The organism is Mongoliibacter ruber, assembly GCF_003003005.1.
Lineage (GTDB): Bacteria > Bacteroidota > Bacteroidia > Cytophagales > Cyclobacteriaceae > Mongoliibacter > Mongoliibacter ruber.
In genome coordinates, this window is sequence record NZ_PVTR01000001.1 from 638,174 (window position 1) to 659,775 (window position 21,602).

Below are 21,602 nucleotides of genomic sequence, written 5' to 3' on the forward strand. Positions count from 1 at the left end.
AATTTTCTAACTTTTTGACCAATGGATACTCAAAAACCTCATGACCCCATTATCGGAATTTTCAATTGGTGCGACAGATGGTGTGAAAGGTGTATTTTCACTGACAGGTGCACCCTATTTGCCAAGGAACAAGAAAGAAAAGATGACTATGAAGACCCCGATTCTCCAGAGGCCTTGATGGAGATGTTCAAAGATTCTCTTGCCGAAAGTTTGGAAGCCTTAGGGGAATTGGCTGAAGAAATGGGCATTGATCCTGAAGAAGATCAAGATGAAGTAGAAGCCAATTTTGCCTCTTGGAAAGAAAAGGATAAGCTCGTCACAGATTCGGAATTGGTCAAACTTACAAGTCAATATACCTCAGAAGCCCGTCAGCTGATTAATGGTGACCTCCTCCCAAGGCTGACAGATGAGCTTATTCAACAAACAGAGCTTGGAATTTTGACAGAAGATGGTGCCAAGTTCAAATTAGCTGAAATCGAGGAAGCATGTGATGTCATTCAGTGGTTTATGTTTATGGTGCACGTCAAGTCAAAAAGTGCTATGCAAAGCCGGATTTCTGACGATCTAGAAATTTTTCCCGAAGAGGAAAGACATTATAATGGAACCGCCAAAGTAGCCAATTTAACCATTGAGCGGAGTATTGCAGCATGGGAAAAGCTTTTTGACATCTCAAATAAAGAAATGGAAGAAATTCTGAGCATATTGGCATTGCTACAAAAAGCAAAAAAAGAACTTGAATCAGAATTTCCACACTTTCAGTCTTTTGTCAGGCCGGGGTTTGATGAGTAGAAAGAATGGCCTAAATTATCTGCGTTTCTATCTGCTCCGATATTTTTATCGGGGTTGTGGCTAATTAAATTTTTTCCAAAGATGAAAAAGATCTACACGGATAAGCCATTCGTGGAGACACGAACGGCAGCACGGTAATTGGCCACAAAGGCTCAAGGACACAAAGGATGCTCTAAGTTACAGTTTAGAAATGCTTCGGATTTTTTGGCCTCGGTTAGTGTCTCCACTAACCGAAATTTAAAAGTTATACCCGCAACAAAATACCAAATTTATCTCCCACAGAACTCGCTGATTTCCGCGGATGAAATTCTTTATCATTGTTTTTATCTGCCCAGATAGCTATCGGGGTCAGTGGTTATATATTAGAACCACAGATGAAAAAGATAAACACAGATAAGCTCCGCTTGGCCTCGGTTAGTGTCGCCACTAACCTATTTTACCGTTACCCTGATACACTTCAAGAAGCCATTCGTGGAGACACGAACGGCGGCAAGGAAAGACATAAACAGCGACAAAAATCTAAAAATCAAACCCGGCCTCGGTTAGTGTCGCCACTAACCGAAATCAACATATATTTTTGTCAAACAAACCTGAACTTGAGGTATTTAATTTTCTCACCCTTGTCACTGAATATCTTTTCGTATCTGGTCTTGATTCCGTGGTGCTCGTCTTTCAATTCTGAAGTGTAAAAATCATGTGTATGAAATGTCAGGTTCACATCTTCTCGGCTTTGTAGCAATTCCAAAGTATAATCGAACAACCCGGTATTATCGGTTTTGAAATGCACAGTTCCATCCTTTTGGATCATTGGTTTGTACATATCCAGAAATCTTGGCGACGTAAGCCTCCTTTTTTCATCTCCATCCCTGGGAAATGGATCTGGAAATGTAATCCATAGCTCAGCAATTTCTCCCTCAGCAAAAAACTTCTCCAGCATCTGAATTTGCGTTCTAAGGAAGGCTACATTTTCCATTCCTTCTGCAATGGCTATGGTACTTCCTTTCCAAATCCTTGAGCCTTTGATATCAACTCCAATAAAATTTCTTTCAGGATATTGCCTGGCCAATCCGACTGTAAATTCACCCCTACCACAAGCCAACTCTACCGTGATGGGTTTTTCATTTTCAAATTGAAGAGTTTTCCAGTTACCTTTTATCTTTTCAAAAATCTCTTTTCCTTCTTGGACAACGTTTCTATTTTCCTCGTTTTCCTTAAACCTTTGCAGTTTTTTTCTGCTCATATTATAAATCCTTGATTTCAGCGACCACAAAGGTACTCCCTCCAATGAAAATCATATCCTTTGGGCCAGCTTTTTTCTTAGCCTTTTCTATAGCCACGTTTACATCTTTTTCAATTTCACCCTTCAAGCCCATTTCAAAAGCCTTCTCCGCTAAAGTTGCCGCTTCCAGCGCCCGAGGAATATTGGCCTGGCAGAAGAAATAATAGGCTGTTTTGGGTAAAAGCGACATGACTTTACTTACATCCTTGTCATTGACCATGCCCAGCACCATAATCAACTTTTCATGAGAGGTGTTGTTGATTTGATCCATCAACAGTTGAATCCCATCCTCATTATGGCCCGTATCACATACGACCAATGGAGATTGGGCGAGTACTTGCCATCTACCCTTTAGACCTGTAAGCCTTCCAATCTGCATCAATCCACTTTTGATATGACTATCTTTGATATTGTATCCCAACGTTCTAAGGACTTCACAGCTTTTTAATATTCCAGGGAGATTTCTGCCTTGATAAACTCCTAAAAGATCCATAGATACGGAATAGGAAAAAGCTCCTTTTCTTATGGTATAATTCCTGAGATCCGTACTAAAATTTGTGGATGGTTTTACTTCATACTCCTCTTCAGCAAAAAATATCGGAGCACTTTTTTCTTTGGCTAAATTGATAAAAACTTCTTTGATTTCATCTTGCTTTTGGCTGATGACAACAGGAACTCCCTGTTTGATAATACCTCCTTTTTCTCCAGCAATTTGGGTTAAAGTATTTCCCAAAAACTGCATATGATCCCAGCCAATATTTGTGATCACACATAACTTGGGATGTATGACATTGGTACTGTCAAACCTACCTCCCATGCCTACTTCTACAACTGCAATATCGACACCCTTTTTGGCAAAATACCAAAAGGCCATACCAACAGTCATTTCAAAGAAACTTGGTTTGACTTTTTCCAAGAAGTCCTGATTGATAGACACAAAATTAACCACGTCATCCTCAGAAATTTCCTGACCATTGACCTTAATGCGCTCAGTAAATGATTTCAAGTGAGGAGAAGTATACAGGCCAACATTATAACCGGCCTCCATCAAAACTGCGCAAATAGCGTGGGAAGTGCTGCCTTTCCCATTTGTGCCTGCAACATGAACAGCTTGAAATTTTCGCTCTGGATTGCCTAAATGGGTACAAAGCTGAATGGTGTTGCTGAGGTCCTTTTTGAAGGCTGTGGCTCCTACCCTTTGGAACATCGGCAAAGCATTGAACAAATAGTCCAAAGTTTCCTTATATGTCATTCTAATCAACCTTGATTCTGAAAGTGATTTTCCCTTGAGAGTAATCAGCTGTAGCAGCTGTCCCCTGTCTTCTGAAATTGATTTGGTTGACTACTGTTCTGTAGTAAGCCAATACATCATTGGATACATTGTATTCCAATGGTACTGCCTGTACTACCTTACCGCTGTTGTCTACCGTAATCCTAAAAACTATAATGCCATTCCTCGTAGAAACGTTGTCATTGATATTTGGTCTACCTGCAAAATCCCATCCTGCCAACTCTAGGTTATACCCCGATGCCGGACCGGGGTTGCCTTCACCTGATCCTGAACCCATTATTGCTCTTCCGTCAACAGTGCCCTGTGGCTTACCTTCATCGCCTTTTTGGTCAGAAGATCCTTGTGCTGAACCTTGCGCAGGCTGATTGCCTGTACCTGAAGTTCCACCACCGCCAAAGATTGCCCTTTGGTCAATTTTTGGTTTTTCCTCTGCTTTTGTAGTAGTTTTTTCAGCTTCTGATGTGGCAGGCTGTGTCACTGGTGTAGTTTCTTTTTTGACAGGGCTAGGCTCCTTAGGCGCTGGTTTGGGTTGTTCACTACCTCTCACAGGGCTTGGAGTCTTAGAAAGTGCTTCTACAGAAGGTTTCGCCGGTGTAGTCTGTGGCTTGGCGGCCTCAGTTTTTGGTTGTGTGATAGGCACCGCAGATTCTGTTGGTTTCGGCGCTTGTTCACCTGGAGCAGGAGCTTGGGTGTTTGGTGTTTGGGCTTCAGATGGAGGTGCGGTAGTCTGTAAATTACCACTGCCAAAATCCGAAAAACCTAAATTCAATTCCATACCATATTTAGGTAATGGAGGAATTTGCTCCTTCCATACTACAATAAAGAAAATAGCCAAAAGCACCAGGATATTTACTATCAAGGTGATAATGGCAGCTTTCTTTTTGTTTTCTGCCTCTTGGCTATCTGATTCCCAAATTTGCATTATTTGTATGGTTTGGTGGCGATGGTCACGTTAGCTTCCAATCCTGCGGCAATTCCGCCGATCTCCACCAAGTGTTCTACCGGTACTTCTTTGTCTATATGAAGGACTACCTGCCCTTTTTTATCCATCAGAAGGTTTGTAAGTTCTGCTTTCACCTGTTCTCTTGTTACAACCTTATCATTGACAGAAAACCTAAGGTCCTTTGTTACTGTAACGGTAATTTCCTGCATAACGATATCCGAAGATTCACTTGAAGGCAGATTGACAGGTAAACCAGAAGGTGTGATGAATGAAGAGGTAAGCATAAAGAATATCAACAACAGAAATATAATATCTGTCATGGAAGACATACTGAATGCTGCATCTACTTTATGTTTGGATTGCAATGCCATATTACTTGTCCTGAAGTAGGTCGATAAATTCTATGGAAGAATATTCCATACTGTGTACGAGCTTAGAAACCTGAGAGACCAGGTAATTGTAACCTAAATAAGCTATAATACCCACGACCAATCCTGTGGCAGTGGTAATCATAGCTTCATAGATACCAGTAGAAAGCAATTTGGGGCTTACCATACCTTCTTCCTGAGCCACACCGATAAATGCCCTAATCATACCAGCAACAGTACCCAAGAAGCCTATCATAGGTGCTGCACCGGCCACTGTTGCTAAAATGCCAAGATTTTTTTCCAGTTTATAAATTTCGATCTTGCCGACATTTTCTATAGATACTTCGATATTTTTCAAAGGGCTACCAATCCTTTCCAATCCCTTCTGTACCATGTTGATTACAGGGGTATCTTCTTGTTGGCAGAGCATCTTCGCTTGTTCGATTTTGCCTGCCTGTACCAAAATCTTGACCTGATCCATCAGGTTTTTAGGAGATTTGGAAGCTTTTCTCAAAGTGATTACTTTCTCTATAAATATGAAAATCGCCAGGACAAACAAAATATACAAAGGGATCATCATATATCCTCCTTTGATCATTAAGTCCATAAGTCCTATACTCTCAGGAGCTTTTTCCATTACCGAAAGGGTGTCGGCCATCATTTGGCCATCAGTGCTGATTTGCGTGATTGTCATATTAGTATTTCAAAATCCAGATTGATTCGTCAAATTCGGGTTTGGCTTCTTCCAAAGCTACAGAAGCTGCCCTGAAGGTGCTGTAGCTTCCAACGGAAATCCTGTAGTTTTTGGTTTCACCTTTTGGTGTTAATAAATAAAGGTCTTTTCCTTTTTTGAGTAACTTTTCAGCCTCGGTTCTTGCCAATCTTTCATTTGGCATACTTCCTACAATAATGTGATAAACAGGTCTATCACCTGAGGCAGGTATTACTTGTAATGTAGCTGGAGTATTGCCACCACTTGTAGCTGGCATTGGGCTTTGGGTTTCTTCCAAGTCTTCAGGTTCATTGGGCTCTTCCTCTTCATTGGCAATTTCCTCTTCCTCATCAACACCTTCATCCTCTGTCAAAGGAGGTTCTTCTGTCACCGGGGTAGTGTTTTCCTGAGCCACTCTTTGCTGCAAACCTGCATCCTCTGTAGTAGGCAAGTAGTACAAGAAATATGCCATCACACCCAAAACGACTACAATCAACAATACCAATGAAAATAAAACAGGAGATTGCCTTTTAGGACGTTTTTGGGATGGATTTGTAGGACTGATCAAACCTTTGCCAACAGTTGGTTTTATTGCATCAAAAGCTTTACCTGAAGACTCACTTTCATGAGTTTCTCCTTGTTTCTTTTTCTCTTTAGAGCTTGCCTCAGCCAAAGGCGTCACCTCTACAAAAGGAAAACCATAGTCTTTATCTTCAGGTGCTTTATTTTTATCAGGTTCTTTTGTTGACATAGTTCTGGATTTTCAATTAACCTACGAAGCTAAAATATTTGAAGCAATTGGCAAACCTTATATATAAGTGCTTTAAGTGCTTTCGCATTTAATAGCCAAACTTATACGTCAATCCAACTATTCCCTGAATACCCCTTACCGGATAATTCAGGAAACGCTGATTGGTCCTATTGAGAAGGTTATTTCCAATAGCAAATGCTGAAAATTGATCATTGATTTGATAGTCGGCTTTTAGCTGCAGGTCTATGATCACAGGAAGCATTTCACTTCGGAATAAAGTTGGGTTAGCAATTCCATCTGTAGCCGCAATAGGATCAAAAACGCCTCCTACTATTCCTCCCATTACATTGGCATTGAATTGAAGTAACCACTTCTCGTCCAACATAAAGTTATTGTTCAGGCTAAGTTCCCATTCCGGCCTTTGGAAGGCAGCTTCCAAAGTAGAGGTATTGTAGAAATAGTAATTCGCCTTGCCTATCAACCTGTACCATCCTTCATAGTTCCAGCTTACTTTGGCATTGTAATTCAAGACCCTGGTATCGTCATCGTAAAAAATATTGAACCTTGTGGTATCCATTCCTGAATTGGCAAAGAAATGCATATTTCTAAACCTTCCATACCCTATTCCAGCCTCATAGGTCAGCTCATTGTTCAGTACCCCCTTTACGCCACCTTTTATTTCATAATTCTGAATGGTATTCAAAAGCTCCATGCTCGGCCCCAAAAATGGATTTTCCATTACAAAATCCTGGTAGGTCTGTCTTTGTACATCGCCTTCAAAACCTGCATATATTCCAAATTCATCCTGAATCATATATTCTCCAAGAAGCTGAGGGAATACTTGAAAGTCTGATTCTTTATTTTGGGTCACGTCATTTTCATAGACAATATTTGCTCCTGCCCTGACTTTCAAATATTCATTTTGATACCCAACGAATGGATTGACCTTTAAGTAGTTTCTGTTGATGTTTGAATAAAAAACATCTTTTGGCTGCGTGAGAGACAAGTCCAAGTCAATACCAGAACTGATCGCATTGTCAAACCAATAGCCCGATTTTATTTTTAGCGCAATATCGGTTTCTGCAGCTTCGTAATTATCATTGAAGGCACGAATTCCCAAATTGACATCATAATTAAAACCTTCTGTCTTATCCAGGTCCTGTATACCTGCAGTGATTTTGAAGGTATTGAGGATATTTTGATTAGGCACATAATTTTCAAAATCGGGATTCTCAAAATCATATCCATAGAAATTAAACTTGTGTCTGTAATAATCTACACCACCATAGACTTGGAAAAAATCCCTGTAAAGGTTCCCATTTAATCCTACATCTGTAAAGTTTTCTCCTGAATTCCTTCCGTCAACAGGACCGGTATAAAAGCCTTCATGTTTGATTTTTACGCCATAGTTATAATCCCCCTCTTCCCAATTGTTGTACCTGCCTTCAATCAAAGGTGAACTATAATTTCCAAAACCCAATCGGGCAAAACCCGGGTAAAGGTCTTGCCTTCTTCTAGGCCATTGCTTTTGGGCTGCTTCCGGTTCAATCACTTCAGGAGCTAAAGAAAGAAAATATGGATTGACAACATAGTTGAATTTGCCATCACTTTGAGGGACAGGTAAAACGGGAGTTCTTTCAAACTTCCTTGGTTTTTGGGGCAAGGTCAACACCCTATCTTTTCGGATGACAAATTCTTGGTCTGTAACTTCACCCGCCTGCTGTGCTAGAACAGGCATTGAAGTGACCATCAAGACCAAACCTACCAATACTTTGATTTTCATATACTTGTCGGAAATATTCATGATAGGAATGATTAATTGATTTTGTTCAACTTTTCTTTGGCCAATTTTATCACTTCCTCATTATTTGAGTTTGCAATAATGGATTCCAAGGTTGCTTTTGCCTGAAAATCTTCATCGAGTTTGATGTAGTTTTCAGCCAAGAGGACAAAGGTTCTTCCATACCAATATCCATATCCCGAGTAAGGTCCTGAAAGGTCAAAAATCGTCTCATTGGATTTTTCGAATTCTCCGGCTTTGTTTTGAATTTCCGCTAATAGGAATAATGCCTCGGCGCCATGGACAGTCTTAAACTCATCAATCAAATCTTTAAATACCAGCTCGGCCTGATTGGTATTTCCTCTTTTAAGTAGCGATTTCGCTTTGATAAGCATAGCTGCCGGCACAGCTTCTACAGTTACATTACCTAAAGCAATTACTTTATCCGAATAAAAGGCAGCAGAATCAAAGGTTTCCGTTTCAAAGTGGGCCACCATCAGTCCTCTATTGGCCTCATATTCTTCGATTTGGTTTCTGGCATTTTTTGAGGATTCTCTCAGAAAAGCCAAGGCTTTACCATAATTCTTATTTTCCATTTCAATAGCCGCAATTCTTTGTACAGCCCTCAACCTTTGGTTAGAGTCCTTTTCTCTTTCTATCCTGTAGAAATTCTCCAAGGCCAAATCCTTTCTATCCGCCTTATAGTGAGACTCTGCAATAAAATAAACGGCTTCAGTCCTGTTGGAAGCTTGAGGATAATTTCTCAAATAACTTTCAAAAGCCTGAATGGCAGGCTGCCAGCTGTTGTCGAAATACAAGGCTTTGGCAGCTTCAAATTCAAGGTTCTGTAAACTTGTGTTGTCAGGATTAGCTCCTCTGAAACGTGTCAGGTATTGGGAGAATTCGGCAGACCTACCCTCAATGGCCAATGCTTCTTGAAGTCCAACCAAAGCAGCTTCGGAATTGGATGAATTGGGATGATTTTCCAAAATCCGCTTATAGTCATCAATAGTAGCACTGTAATTTTGAAGAGAAAAATTCGCCACCGCTCTGCCTTCTAATGCAAAAGGAATAAAAGGGCTATTTGGCTTCGAAGAAATCAATCTACCAAAACCGTCTCTGGCATCAGCATAGCGCATTTCCTCCATGTTGATTTGGGATTTTTGGTAAATAGCATCTTCCAAATGAAGGCTGCTCGGATAATTGTTGATCAGGTTATTCATTTGCTGAATGGCTTCATCATTTCTATTTTGAAAATTAAAAACCACACCACTTCTGAAATAAGCATAATCTATAAAGTCATTATTTTCTCTGATTGCTCTTTGAAAAATATTTTGCGCTTCAGAAAATTTCTTTTGCACGTAATAGACATCTCCAAGTCTGATTAAAGCTTCATCGTAATTTTCCGGATCAGTGCTTCCTTGTTTGCGGTCCACATAATTCCTGAATTGTGTTTCAGCTTTTGTATACTGTTCAGTATTGAAAAAGGAGTACCCAAGACCGTAGTATGACTTGATTAAATAAGGATCATTTGGATTAGGCCTCTGATTCTGCACTGCTTCATAGGCCCTGATGGCAGTTGGTAGATCCCCTTTTGCTGATAGTGCCTCCCCTTTCCAGAAATAAGCCTGTACTACGAGGTCTTTGTTGACAGGAGTTGCTATGGACTTATCAAAATAATTGGTTGCCAAATCGTGTCTATTGTCTCTGTAATAGACTATCCCTTGGTAGAAAGTGATTTTCTGATAAGCCTCTCTGATGCGTTGGGATTTGTTGGGCATGCCTTCTATATGTTCTATTGCCCTGAGGTAATTGTTTGTGTTGATCAACGCATCGGTCAGTAAAGCCTCGGCTTCTCGGGCATGCTTGCCATTTGGGAAACTATCCAAATACGTATCCAATGCTCCTACAGCATCCTGAAAACTCCCTCTTTCCAAGTTTACTTTGGCAAAATTGATCAAAGCATCTTCACGTATCTCTGAATTGGCTTCACTTTTATAAGCAGCAGAAAAACTGTTAGAAGCAAACTGAGGATTATTCAACTTTACATAGGCATGGCCTAAATAGTAAGAAGAAACCTGACCGATTTCATCATTTTGACCTGCAGATACTTTGAAATAATCCGAAGCCCTTTGGAAATTCTCTATCTCGAACTGCGAAATACCAGCCTTGTAAATCTGAGACCTATTCAAATCACCCTTTCGTGCATTGACAAAAGCATCATAATTTTCAGCCGCTTTATTGAAATTTCTTTTTTCAAAATAAGCCTCTGCCAAATAAAGATGGATTTCTTCTTTGCGATCAAGGTTCTTCCTATTCTGAAGAACATTCTCTGCATAAGAAATCAATTCATCATATTGAGCTTGGCGGTAATAGACACCCGCTAGCATATATGGAACTCTCGTTGAATAAAACTGAGACTTATCAGCAGCACCAAAGTCACGGGAAGCTTGTTCATAATTACCCTGATTCATGGCAATGAAACCAGCGTAATAAAAAGCATCCGCAGAATATTCTCCAGGCTTGCCTTTGATCTGATTGAAATATGATAAAGCGCGTGGAAGATCCCCCAACTGAAAATAGGCATAACCAGTTTTGAAAATCACTTCTGATCGCTGTACATCAGAGACCTTATCGACTTTTACCTGTTCAAAAGCAGGAATGGCTTCTCTGTAATTTCGGTTTTCAAAAAAGAAATTACCCAATACATGAGCTGCCTCATTTGTTTTGGGATGATTTCTGTAATCCCTTATAAATGCATACACCAAATCAGAACTCCCGGGAATGTCTATTTTGATAGAAGATATGGCATAATAAAAATCACTGAGAATTTTCACTTCGTTTTCATCAGTGGAAGTTTTCAGGTCTTCAAATTCATACTTAGAAGCGCTGAAGAGATGTTTTTGAAAAAGTTCGAAGTGATCATCCAGTTGCTTTAATTCACTGGTTTGGTACAAGCTTGATTGTGAATAGGCCGCATGACCCATGCCCAATATCAAGAGCAAAACAAGGCTTTTTTTCATAGTTTGGCACAATTATCAGTGCATGATTTTAAATATCATTTCCCGTAAAATTTCGGAATGCTCCATCCCTCCGGAATCGACTCCTTTAGAACGTAAATCCGCCTCACGGATGTATGTGAGGCAATCAATAACCTTGCCTAAGTGGTAATTTCGAACAGCTACCCTGTATTCTTTTAAGAAGTAAGGATGTACCCCTACTTTTTTGGATAATTCGGCATCACCCAAACTTGAATTGTAATGGATAAGGGCAACTTTATTGAAATAAGAATACACAAGCGCGATGATGGGTATTAAAGGATGACTTTTGGGGTTTTGAGAAAAATAATGGATGATTTTATTGGCCTTAATGACATCTTTGAATCCTATGGCCTTAGTCAATTCAAAAGTATTGTACTCTTTATTGATACCGATAAACCTTTGGATATGGTCTTTGGTGATTTTGGTAGGTTCATTAAAATTAATAAACATTTTGCCCAATTCATTGGCAATGACTTCAAGGTTATTTCCAATACTATCCGCCAAAAATGTAGCAGTTGGGCTATCAATCTGATGTCCTTTTTCGATAATGTAAGCCTCTATCCATTTTCCTAAATCCCAGTCTTTGACCTTATCACTTGTCACCAATATTGCTTTCTTATCCAATTCTTTGGATAAAGGCTTCCTTCCATCAAGTTTCTTGTATTTATGGGCAAAGACCAAAATCGTACTTGGAAGCGGATTTTGTAAGTATTGAATCAAAAGATTGTCTATATCCTCCTTGCCCAGCCCATAGATATTTTGTGCTTCTTTGACAATCACTACCTGTCGGTCTGCCATCATGGGGAACCTGCGGGCATTACTAAGGATCTCATTCATCTGGGCATCCTTTCCATACATGACGACTTGATTAAAGCCTTTTTCATGTTCTGCAATAGCATTGGTCTCAACAAAATCACTGATCTGATCAATAAAAAAGGGTTCTTCTCCCTGCAAAAAATAAACGGGTGCATATTTGCCCGCTTTCAAATCTTTGAGTATAACTTCTGCTTTACTTGCCATAGTCTGCTTTTCAGCTCAAAGATATAAAGAATTGCATTTTTCTAAAGCCGATAGTAGCCGCTTTAAGATTTAATTTTAAACTTTATCTAGCTTATTATTGTATTTAATTTGTAACCAATAAAGTATACCGTGAGTAATTTCGATAAGTCAGTAGCGTTTTTTAAAGAGGGAAAATTTATAGAGGCCTTAGAAACCATCAACATCAGTATTCAGGAAGAGAGCACCAATTCAGAATATTATTTTTTCAGGGCAAGAATACAGACAAGGTTAGGGAATTATGAAAGTTCTCTGAGTGATTTTGACCACTTGATATCCTTAGAACCATATAATCCTACCTATATCAGCGATAGGGCGGTGGTTTTGCATTTGCTTAAAAGGGATGATGAAGCCATGAATGAATTTGACAGGGCAATCAACCTCGAACCTCAGAACCCATACCGCTATTCCAGCAGAGCCTATTTCAAAGACAGAATCGGTGACCTGAATGGAGCAATTGAAGACTATGAAAAGGCGATTGAACTAGATCCTGAAGATGCAGTTGCATACAACAATAAAGGTCTGGTGGAAGAAAAACTTGGCTATCAAAAGAGATCCAAAAAAAGCTTCGAGAAAGCGGATGATCTGGTAGGATATAAACCAAAAGAGTCTCAAAACAACAACCTTCCTCCAATTGGGAAAAACAAGGAAATTGAGTCTGAATCCAGGGTAACAATAGAACCTATGGATCCCAATGAAGTACCCCGAAAAATAACTTTGAGTGGCTATCTCAGAACTTTAAGGAAAGTATTTACGGATAAAACCACTCAAAAGGAATTCTTCAGTTTTGTCTCAAATGGCTTTAAAAAGAAAGAAAACTAAAGCTATTTGGCTTATGCTCTTTTTAAAACTAAAAGAGGTTTATTGATGAAATAAGACATTTTCTTGGAAAGATTATTGGTGAATATTTGTTCAAACCAATCCTTCTTTTTACTCAAGGTAACCAAAATATCACCTTTGGCAGTAATCAGGTAATTTTCCAGCCCAAGACCAGGTTCGTCTCTATATGACTTCAAGACGAAATTGACCTTTTCATATTTGACAAAAGGTTTCAATTCTGCCACCATAGTTTTGTGCAGGGATTTATCTATGGAAGTGTCCTTTGATGACACATGTACTACATCTATTTCAGAGTCAAAAAAACCAGCTAATTCTACGATTTTTTGAATTGCTACTTTGTCCTCTTCCAAATAATCAGTGGCATACACATATTTTCTAGGCGGCTTGAAATAAACTTTTCTTGGTATTACGAAGACATCAATACTGGATTTGATAACAATTTTACTTGCTTTGGTGCCTATGTAGTTGTTTTTAAATTCATTGACACCTTCGGTACCCAAGACTATTAGGTCAGCGTTATTTTCAGTTGCAAAGTCCACTACTGTACTGACAATTTTCCCTTCCTTGATTTGCTTCTGACAGGAGACAAGTCCGTTTGGTAAACTTTCCTTTTCCACTGTCTCCACGAGACTTTCAAGCTTTTTCTCAATAAATGCATACTGATCGCCACTATGGCCATCCGTAGAGGCTAGCTTCTGATAATCTTCCTTGTCAGGGACATGGATCAGTATCAGGTCCGCCCTATATTTTTCGCCTAGCCTTGCTGCATATTCCACAGCATTTAAGGAGCATTCTGAAAAATCTACTGGGCAGACGATTTTAAAATTTTTCTTCATCGTCTTAGTATCCTCTTTTTCGGTTAATTTGATTAATGAATGGTTGACTTTTGTTAATTAGGTGGTAATTTTCAATAATCTGTGGGGCCGCAGCCTTCGGATTTGTCACACTCGCTATGTGCGGTGTGATGGTAATTTCATTTCTTTCCCAAAAAGGGTGTTCTACCGGTAAAGGCTCTTTTTGGAAAACATCAAGCATAGCACCTGAAATATAACCTTCATCCAATGCTTTCAATAGGTCCTCTTCTATTAAATGCTTGCCTCGGGCTACATTGATGAGGTATGTGCCTTTTTGGCATTTCTTGAAAAATTCAAGATTAAGTATACCTTCAGTTTCGGGTGTAAGCGGTAACATACATACTAATATATTTATTTTAGATAGAAATTTTTGTATTTCGTCTCCAAAATAATACTCATAACTTAAATTCTCTTTGGCTGAATTGCCGAATCCTATGACATTAAACCTCAGATTGATCAATTTATCTGCAATATCTCCTCCTAACTCTCCTACTCCAAGTATTCCTACAGTAACGGGAACTTCAGGATTTGACATGTCCCAAATTCTATTTTTCTGATCCTCTTGATACCTTTGAATTTGCCTATGGTAGTTGAGTACAGACATCACTACATAATTGGTCATAGAGATGGTAAGTTTGTCATCTACAATTCTGGTGATAGGAATGTCCTCAGCTATAGTTGTATCCGAAAGAATATGGTCTACTCCAGCTCCCATAGAGCATATCAACTTTAAATTTTTAAAGTCACTCAAAATACCTTTAGGATGATTCCAAAGTGCTACAGCTTTCACTTTTTCAGGTTCATTTATTTCAGGATAGACCTGTATTTCAACTTCGGGTGCTAGTTTTTTAAAATTCTCAACCCAGACAGACGCGTCCCTCCCAGGTGAAATAATAGCCAAGCTCATGAATTCAATTTTATAAGGTGAAATAAAATTGGCTTTCGTTTAATCTTTAGGAACAACAATTGCTATTTTCGCAAAGTGCCAATTATGTAATCAGTTTAATATGGGTAATATTACTGAGATAATAACAAAGTTAACATTTGAACTAATATTCGCAAGTGAATAACTACCAGTGCAATCAATTTAGGTTAAATAGAACATATTTTATGAAAACAAAAATCAACATTTTATTCCTTTCCCTACTAACCATATGTATTTCCGTGGTTGAAGCTCAGCAAATCCAAATGCCACAGGCAAGCCCAGCTGCCCAAATAAGCCAGAAAGTTGGTTTAACAGATGTGACTGTAGATTATAGTCGTCCTAGTATGCGTGGTAGGAAAATATTTGGTGAACTAGTCCCTTTTGGTGACGTATGGAGAACCGGTGCGAATGCCGCTACTACCTTGACATTCTCAACAGATGTCAAAATTGAAGGGAACGATCTTCAAGCTGGAACTTATGCACTTTATGCCATTCCCGGAAAGAGCGAGTGGACAATGATTATTTCCTCTAATACCAAGCTCTGGGGAGCTGTTGGGTATGATGCTGAGGATGATGTGCTGAGATTCAAAGTGAAGCCCGGCAAAACAGGGCAGAAATATGAGACAATGGAAATCAATTTTGTGGATATTACCGACACAGGATCTTCATTGGCTATCAAATGGGAAAATACCAGGGTGAAGTTCAGAATTGAAACAGAAGTGGATGAGATCGTAATGTCTCAAATCAGGGAGTTGGTTCTTGACCAAGAACCTACAAATCCTGGACTTTATTATCAGGCAGCAAATTACTATTTCACCAATAATAAGGACATGGAACAAGCTTATGACTGGATCATCAAATCTGTAGATGATGACCCGAAGTATTGGACCATGCACCTTAAAGCTAAAATTGAATTGGCTCTCGGAAAGAAAAAAGAAGCCATCACTTCAGCCCAAAAGTCAATGGATATGGCAAGAGAAGCCAAGAACCCTGATTATGTGGGATTAAACGAAAGATTGATCAGGTCCATCAAATAAGCGATCTGAACTATGAACAATTAGAAAAGTGGTCTACTAATGGCCACTTTCTTTTTTTTATAGAACCTGAAAGGTATTCTTCTGAATTTTTTTAATGTCATTGGTGTCAATAAGCGCTATCAGTTTAAAAGAAATAAAATTTAGAACACATAAAGCTTACATTTGGTCTTCCGCAGTGAGTCAATGTTTTAAGCAATTTCAATGTAGGATTACAAAAGAAAAATCATGGGGCACAAAATAAATCGTCATAGTCAAGCCTCCTATCTTGATGTTCAATCGATTGCGATAAAAGCAGGCGAACTTCTTCAAAGTATTTTTTTCAATAAACAGCTGTTTTTTTTAATAATATTATAATTTTGAATAGCAATTCACAAAATCTTCATAACAATAATGCCCACTAACAAAAAATTTATCATTGACTTTGACAGTACTTTCACACAAGTTGAAGCATTAGATGTATTGGGAGAGATCAGTCTTGAAAGCGATCCCAATAAAAAAGAAAAACTCAAGGCTATAAAAGACATTACCGACAAAGGGATGGAGGGAAGTCTCAATTTCAGGGAAAGTCTAGAGAAAAGACTGGAAATACTCGAAGCAACCAAACCTCAGATTGCCGACTTGGTAAATGCACTTAAAACAAAAGTGAGTAAGTCTTTCCAACGTAACAAAGAATTTTTTGAGGAAAATGCTCAAGATATCATTATCATTTCCAACGGATTTAAAGATTTTATCACTCCGATTGTAACCGAATATGGCATTAAGGCAGAAAATGTCTTTGCCAATGAATTTATCTATGATGATTCTGGGAAAATAGTAGATTTTGATCGAGAAAATATACTTTCCAAAAACGGCGGTAAACCAGAAACCATTAAAAACCTTAAATTAGAGGGCGATATTTATGTAATCGGAGATGGTTATACAGATTATGAGATCAAGGCCTCAGGACTTGCCAATAAATTTTATGCCTTTACAGAAAATGTAGAAAGGCCAAAAGTCACTTCCAAGGCTGACCATATCGCTCCTAGTTTGGATGAAATCCTTTATGTCAATAAGATGAACAAGAAATTTTCTTACCCAAAAAGCCGAATCAATGTCCTTCTGCTGGAAAATGTACACAGCATCGGTGTAGACCTGATGAAACAAGAAGGATACAATGTTGAAGAAATCAGCTCAGCACTAAGCGAAGATGAACTGGCAGAAAAAATCAAAAATGTAAGCATACTAGGTATACGTTCCAAAACCAATGTAACCAAAAAGGTTTTGGAAAACGCCAACAGACTGATCTCAATAGGGGCATTCTGCATTGGAACCAATCAGATCGATCTGGAAACTTGCACTGAGAAAGGGATTGCTGTCTTTAATGCCCCTTTCAGTAATACCAGATCTGTAGTAGAAATGGCGATTGCTGAAATCATTTTTCTTATGAGAAATTTTCATGACAAGAGTCTAAGAATGCATCAAGGTATCTGGGATAAATCTGCCAGTGGCAGCTTCGAGATACGTGGCAAAAAACTTGGGATCATTGGATATGGAAATATTGGAGCCCAGTTATCAGTATTGGCCGAAAGTATGGGATTGGATGTCTATTACTTTGATGTCATCGAAAAACTTGCCCTAGGTAATGCCACTAAGGTTGACTCACTTGATGAATTACTCTCTACTGTTGACGTGTTGACATTGCATGTGGATGGAAGGAAGGAAAATCAAAACCTCATAGACGCCAGTAAAATTAAACTGATGAAAAAAGGCAGCTATCTGCTTAACCTTAGCAGGGGTCATGTGGTTGATATAAAAGCCTTGAAAGAAGCCCTTGAAAGTGGCCATATTGCGGGTGCTGCTGTGGATGTTTTCCCTGAAGAGCCAAAAAATAACACAGAACCATTTGTGTCTGAACTTGTAGGTACAAGGAATACTATACTGACTCCTCACATAGGAGGTTCTACCTCTGAGGCGCAAGTCAATATTGCCCGTTTTGTTCCAAGCAAAATCATGGAATACATCAATACTGGCAATACTTATAATTCTGTCAATTTCCCAAATATTCAGTTGCCTTTCTTACAGAATGCGCATAGATTGATTCATATCCACCAAAATGAACCTGGCATACTCGCAAAAATAAATAGGGCATTGGCAGACTTTGAAATCAATATTGTAGGTCAATATTTAAAAACCAACGAAACGATTGGCTATGTCATCACAGATATTGACAAGGCCTATTCTCCTGAAATCATTGATGTGATGAAAAATATACCAGGTACGATAAGGTTTAGAGTTTTGTATTGATCATTTAAAAATAGTATACTGATTATCAAATGGTTCAAGACTTAAACTTGAACCATTTTTTTTTGTACTCCTTATTTTCAGTTTTAAAAAATTCATGTTTTGAAAACAAAAAAGGCTGCTTCATATGAGGCAGCCCTTTCTAAATAGATTTTAAACTAAACCTTAATCATTCATATTGGTAAGGCCTAAGCCCATATTTTCAAGTACAATATTATCTCCTGCATTTACGAGAGGTGCTCCTCCCCAAGTAGCAAAACCATAGCCTCTACCATCCCTAAACAATGTATTGTCTATAGAAAGCGATCCGTTTCTGACCAATATCGCGGCCAATGCTCCTCCTGAGGTCAAAGCTCCTGATCCTGTACCGCTAATAGTGGCGTGATTGATAGAGTTCCCTCCTGATGATGTAATATAAATACCCTTCCAAGTACCTACACCACTTTCTAGACCTTCAAAAACAACAGGATCATCTTCAGTTCCTTCTAATTTAATTGTACCGTTGGTAACTCTCACCAAGTCGTTGCCTCCTCCTATTCTTATAACGGCGCCAGCCTGAACCGTAAGGTCTCCATCTACCGCAATCCCACCTGCCACATAGGGCACATTGAGTTTTTGCCAAACCAAATCATCTGTCGGAGTGGTTCCAAAACTCAACCTTGAATCAATGATGTCATCCTCATTTCCAGTATAATCAGACTCACTATCCAACACGTGGAAATTACTAGCTGTTGCGAGAACAGGTCTAACATTATCTTTGTAATCATTGGCAATGTGGGTAATATTCAAATTGCTTCTACTGGTGACGATACCAATTTCAAGACCTGCATTTGAAGCATTGCTAAGTATACACTTTTCCATGTGAAGGCTACCATTATTTCCAAACGTTATCATCCCCCTGTCATTGTTTCGATTCCTGCCTCCATCACTTAGATGGACATACTCCATACGATTGTTTGCACTTCCCGAAACCCACCTGATGCTGGTCCAAAAACCTTTGGTTTTTTCTCTTCCATAGACCAAGATAGGTTCTTCTTCTGTGCCTATCATGTTTAGAAAACTATTGGCTTCCACATTGAATCCTACATTTTCGGTCATTTCAATCTCTACTCCAGGCAGTACAGTGATCTGACTTTCCCTCAATGAAACCAAACTCGTAATTCTATAGTCAGGCATTCCCTCCGGAGTGGTTCTTCCCCAGGTTTCTGTAACACCACTAAGAACACCTCCTACTTCCACTATTTGTGCGTCCACACGCACCATCATGGTTGCTGATTGCGATTCAAATTCCGTAGTTGCCGTAAGCCTAAAAACAAATTCACCTACCTGCAAGGGTGTGAATTTGGCTATTGGCCTATCCGTATCCTCCAAAGACGCTGGAGTAAAGTGATCACCGGGAAAACTTACTACTTCCCAACTATAGGAAATGGAAGCTCCTGAAGCATCCGAGGTCCTTGAACCATCAAGCTCTACAGTTCTCCCAAAGGAGGTTTCAAAGTCATCGGCAACAACCACTGTTAGGCTATCAGGTCTATTCCCTTCATCCTCTTCACATGAAAAAAACACAATGGAAACAAATAATAAGGCAATAATACCACTTTTAAGGTTAAAAGTATTCATCATTTTATAATTTGGTTATACATTAGAACTAAGTTCTAAGCTGACCATATTTAGTATAAATTAAAAGAGGTACTTAGGCATCGACCAATCGGAGTGAGTAAGTCAGATGTCTGAGTTAGGAGATATTACTTTCATTTTTTAGTGAAATCTTAAAAAACACAACTCACCAAGGATAATTACAAACAGTATTATTGATGTAATGGTCAATTATAATCTATCCAAAAGTCACTTCAAGCCTATTGCCATCAGGGTCCAATGTTTCGAATTCATAATATCCATCTCCTGTGGTGCGGGGACCTCTCAGTATTTCATATCCTGCTTTCTGGAGAGACACGGCCTTCAGGTCTACCGCTTCTTTACTTCCAAGCCCAAATGCCAAATGAATAAGCCCCAAATGTTGGGCAAATTTCCTATCGTCTTTGCTTTCAGGAATATCCTCTTTTTGCATAATTTCCAATCTGGCACCACTTTCAAAACTCAAAAAATAACTCTGGAAACCTGTTTTTGGATTGTGGTATTTCTCATTTGATTTTGCGTCAAAATGAGTCATATAATACTTCCTTAAAGCCTCGAGGTCTTTAGTCCAAATAGCTACATGTTCAATGATCACCCTTTAATTATTTTAGTTGTTTTGACTCAATTTAGTACCACAATACTCATATGAAGAATTGGGAATGGATTACCCTGTGCATCCAAAGGGTTTCTTTTCACAACTTCAAACCCCATCTTTTTGTAAAATCCGACAGCCTGTTGGTTTTGCTCATTCACATCTACATGCTTGATATTCTTTTCAAATATCGCAAATCGGGTTAAAGCCTGACCTACTCCTTTTCCCCTATGATCAGGATGGATGAACAACATTTCAATCTTATCAGTAGACAATCCTAAAAACCCCAATCTATTCCCTTCCATATCAAAAAAAGAAAATAAACTGACATGGGAAAATGCTTTACCCTCTATTATTATTTGCTTGATTTCAAGTATTTTTTCTTCTGTAAGAAAATCATGTGTAGCTCTGACTGAGGCCTCCCAAATATCCAGTAATGCTGGATACTCTTCAGGCTTATTGCTTTGTTTGATCATAATGGGTCTATTTCCAGCAAATAACAAAAATGAAAAAGCCTCCCCAACTTTTATTTGACGAAAGCCCAAAAAATTAATATGTGCATATCCACTTTCATACCAGTAGAATCTACATTATTAGAGTTAACCTGTGATTTCGAACTAATATCAGTAAAAAACTCGTCCTCCGTGGCGGACCCAACTCGCCTCCAGAAGGGGAAGTATCTATTAGTATCACTTTGCCAAAAAACCATCGTTTAATTGATTATGGGTATGATTGTAGATAATCATAATCAATAAAATCTATACCTACATACCAAACTATTTTTGAGTTTACATTTGGGTATTTCACTATAAAGTCTTTTTACTTCCTGCAAACTTCTGGACTGTCTGACTGTCCAGTCCATTGATATCTACCCTTTTAAAAACTTTAAAAACAGTCATAAACAAAATTTTAATATCTAGCCAAAAGGACTGATTTTCAACATACCAGACGTCCAATTCAAATTTCTTTTCCCAGGAAATAGAATTCCTTCCATTGATTTGAGCCCAACCAGTAATCCCGGGGGATACTTCCAACCTTCTTTTTTGAAAATCATCATAAAGCGGCACGTACTCCATAAGCAAAGGCCTCGGACCTACTAATGACATGTCACCAATCAGAACATTTAAGAGACTGGGTAATTCATCCAAACTCGTAGACCTTAGCTTTTTGCCAAAATCCGTCAGGCGAACATCATCATCCAAAATATTCCCAATCTCATCACGCTCGTCAGTCATGGATCTGAATTTCATCAACTTGAATGGCTTACCATTTTTTCCAGATCGTATTTGAGTAAAAACCACTGGCCTTCCAAGATTAATCGCTGTAATGAATGCCGTGGCCAATATCACAGGTGATAAAATCAGAAGTGCAGTGAGTGAAACTACAATATCAAAAATCCTTTTAAGCATGGGTGAATATTTCTTTCAAA

19 protein-coding genes are annotated in these 21,602 nt (G+C 38.8%); 4 read left to right on the top strand and 15 right to left on the bottom strand.

The genetic code is table 11. The features are described 5' to 3' along the window. The first annotated feature begins 21 nt into the window (after positions 1-21). Positions 22-789, top strand: a complete 768-nt coding sequence (locus tag CLW00_RS02860; RefSeq protein ID WP_106132102.1) for a hypothetical protein — start codon at positions 22-24, stop codon at positions 787-789. A 580-nt stretch (positions 790-1,369) separates the two neighbouring features. On the opposite strand, the gene trmB is transcribed toward CLW00_RS02860, so the two are convergent. From trmB to holA, 9 genes are all read right to left on the bottom strand, one after another. Then, complete coding sequence (gene trmB, locus CLW00_RS02865; protein ID WP_106132103.1) at positions 1,370-2,029, bottom strand: tRNA (guanosine(46)-N7)-methyltransferase TrmB; 660 nt, start codon at positions 2,027-2,029, stop codon at positions 1,370-1,372. A 1-nt stretch (position 2,030) separates the two neighbouring features. Further along, entirely contained in the window at positions 2,031-3,320 is a 1,290-nt protein-coding gene (locus CLW00_RS02870; protein WP_106132104.1) for a bifunctional folylpolyglutamate synthase/dihydrofolate synthase, read from the bottom strand. 1 nt (position 3,321) lies between these two features. Then, positions 3,322-4,281 (bottom strand): energy transducer TonB, encoded by a 960-nt coding sequence (locus tag CLW00_RS02875; RefSeq protein WP_106132105.1) that lies wholly within the window; start codon positions 4,279-4,281, stop codon positions 3,322-3,324. Beyond that, entirely contained in the window at positions 4,281-4,673 is a 393-nt protein-coding gene (locus CLW00_RS02880; RefSeq protein WP_106132106.1) for an ExbD/TolR family protein, read from the bottom strand. Before CLW00_RS02880 ends, CLW00_RS02875 begins: the two co-directional genes overlap by 1 nt. 1 nt (position 4,674) lies before the next feature. Further along, positions 4,675-5,364 (bottom strand): MotA/TolQ/ExbB proton channel family protein, encoded by a 690-nt coding sequence (locus CLW00_RS02885; RefSeq protein WP_106132107.1) that lies wholly within the window; start codon positions 5,362-5,364, stop codon positions 4,675-4,677. A 1-nt stretch (position 5,365) separates the two neighbouring features. Beyond that, positions 5,366-6,133: an SPOR domain-containing protein gene (locus tag CLW00_RS02890; protein WP_106132108.1), complete on the bottom strand. Its 768-nt coding sequence runs from the start codon at positions 6,131-6,133 to the stop codon at positions 5,366-5,368. Between the two features lie 88 nt (positions 6,134-6,221). After that, positions 6,222-7,937: a TonB-dependent receptor gene (locus tag CLW00_RS02895; protein ID WP_245917150.1), complete on the bottom strand. Its 1,716-nt coding sequence runs from the start codon at positions 7,935-7,937 to the stop codon at positions 6,222-6,224. An 11-nt stretch (positions 7,938-7,948) separates the two neighbouring features. Next, complete coding sequence (locus tag CLW00_RS02900; protein ID WP_106132110.1) at positions 7,949-10,936, bottom strand: tetratricopeptide repeat protein; 2,988 nt, start codon at positions 10,934-10,936, stop codon at positions 7,949-7,951. A gap of 15 nt (positions 10,937-10,951) precedes the next feature. Then, positions 10,952-11,974 carry a DNA polymerase III subunit delta gene (gene holA / locus CLW00_RS02905; RefSeq protein WP_106132111.1) on the bottom strand — a complete coding sequence of 341 codons (1,023 nt, stop codon included), beginning with the start codon at positions 11,972-11,974 and terminating at the stop codon, positions 10,952-10,954. A gap of 129 nt (positions 11,975-12,103) precedes the next feature. Between holA and CLW00_RS02910 the strand changes: the two genes are divergently transcribed. Then, positions 12,104-12,832 (top strand): tetratricopeptide repeat protein, encoded by a 729-nt coding sequence (locus CLW00_RS02910; RefSeq protein ID WP_106132112.1) that lies wholly within the window; start codon positions 12,104-12,106, stop codon positions 12,830-12,832. Positions 12,833-12,843: 11 nt separating this feature from the next. On the opposite strand, the gene CLW00_RS02915 is transcribed toward CLW00_RS02910, so the two are convergent. Together CLW00_RS02915 and CLW00_RS02920 are read right to left on the bottom strand one after the other, a co-directional pair. Further along, positions 12,844-13,686, bottom strand: coding sequence for a universal stress protein (locus CLW00_RS02915; RefSeq protein ID WP_106132113.1), 843 nt, complete (start codon positions 13,684-13,686; stop codon positions 12,844-12,846). A gap of 4 nt (positions 13,687-13,690) precedes the next feature. Further along, the gene (locus tag CLW00_RS02920) at positions 13,691-14,611 is read right to left on the bottom strand and encodes a 2-hydroxyacid dehydrogenase (RefSeq protein ID WP_106132114.1); all 921 of its coding nucleotides are present in this window, start codon (positions 14,609-14,611) and stop codon (positions 13,691-13,693) included. A 203-nt stretch (positions 14,612-14,814) separates the two neighbouring features. On the opposite strand from CLW00_RS02920, the gene CLW00_RS02925 reads away from it, so the two are divergent. Then, positions 14,815-15,666 carry a DUF2911 domain-containing protein gene (locus CLW00_RS02925; protein WP_106132115.1) on the top strand — a complete coding sequence of 284 codons (852 nt, stop codon included), beginning with the start codon at positions 14,815-14,817 and terminating at the stop codon, positions 15,664-15,666. A 390-nt stretch (positions 15,667-16,056) separates the two neighbouring features. Further along, positions 16,057-17,949, top strand: a complete 1,893-nt coding sequence (serA, locus tag CLW00_RS02930; RefSeq protein ID WP_106132116.1) for a phosphoglycerate dehydrogenase — start codon at positions 16,057-16,059, stop codon at positions 17,947-17,949. A gap of 162 nt (positions 17,950-18,111) precedes the next feature. Here serA and CLW00_RS02935 read toward each other — a convergent pair whose 3' ends face one another. From CLW00_RS02935 to CLW00_RS02950, 4 genes are all read right to left on the bottom strand, one after another. Then, a complete protein-coding gene (locus CLW00_RS02935) occupies positions 18,112-19,569 on the bottom strand; it encodes a PKD domain-containing protein (protein WP_106132117.1) in 1,458 nt (485 codons plus the stop codon). A 211-nt stretch (positions 19,570-19,780) separates the two neighbouring features. Then, positions 19,781-20,176: a VOC family protein gene (locus CLW00_RS02940; protein ID WP_106132118.1), complete on the bottom strand. Its 396-nt coding sequence runs from the start codon at positions 20,174-20,176 to the stop codon at positions 19,781-19,783. Between the two features lie 26 nt (positions 20,177-20,202). Then, the gene (locus CLW00_RS02945) at positions 20,203-20,649 is read right to left on the bottom strand and encodes a GNAT family N-acetyltransferase (RefSeq protein WP_106132119.1); all 447 of its coding nucleotides are present in this window, start codon (positions 20,647-20,649) and stop codon (positions 20,203-20,205) included. A gap of 330 nt (positions 20,650-20,979) precedes the next feature. Next, entirely contained in the window at positions 20,980-21,582 is a 603-nt protein-coding gene (locus CLW00_RS02950; protein WP_106132120.1) for a sugar transferase, read from the bottom strand. Between the last annotated feature and the right edge of the window lie 20 nt (positions 21,583-21,602).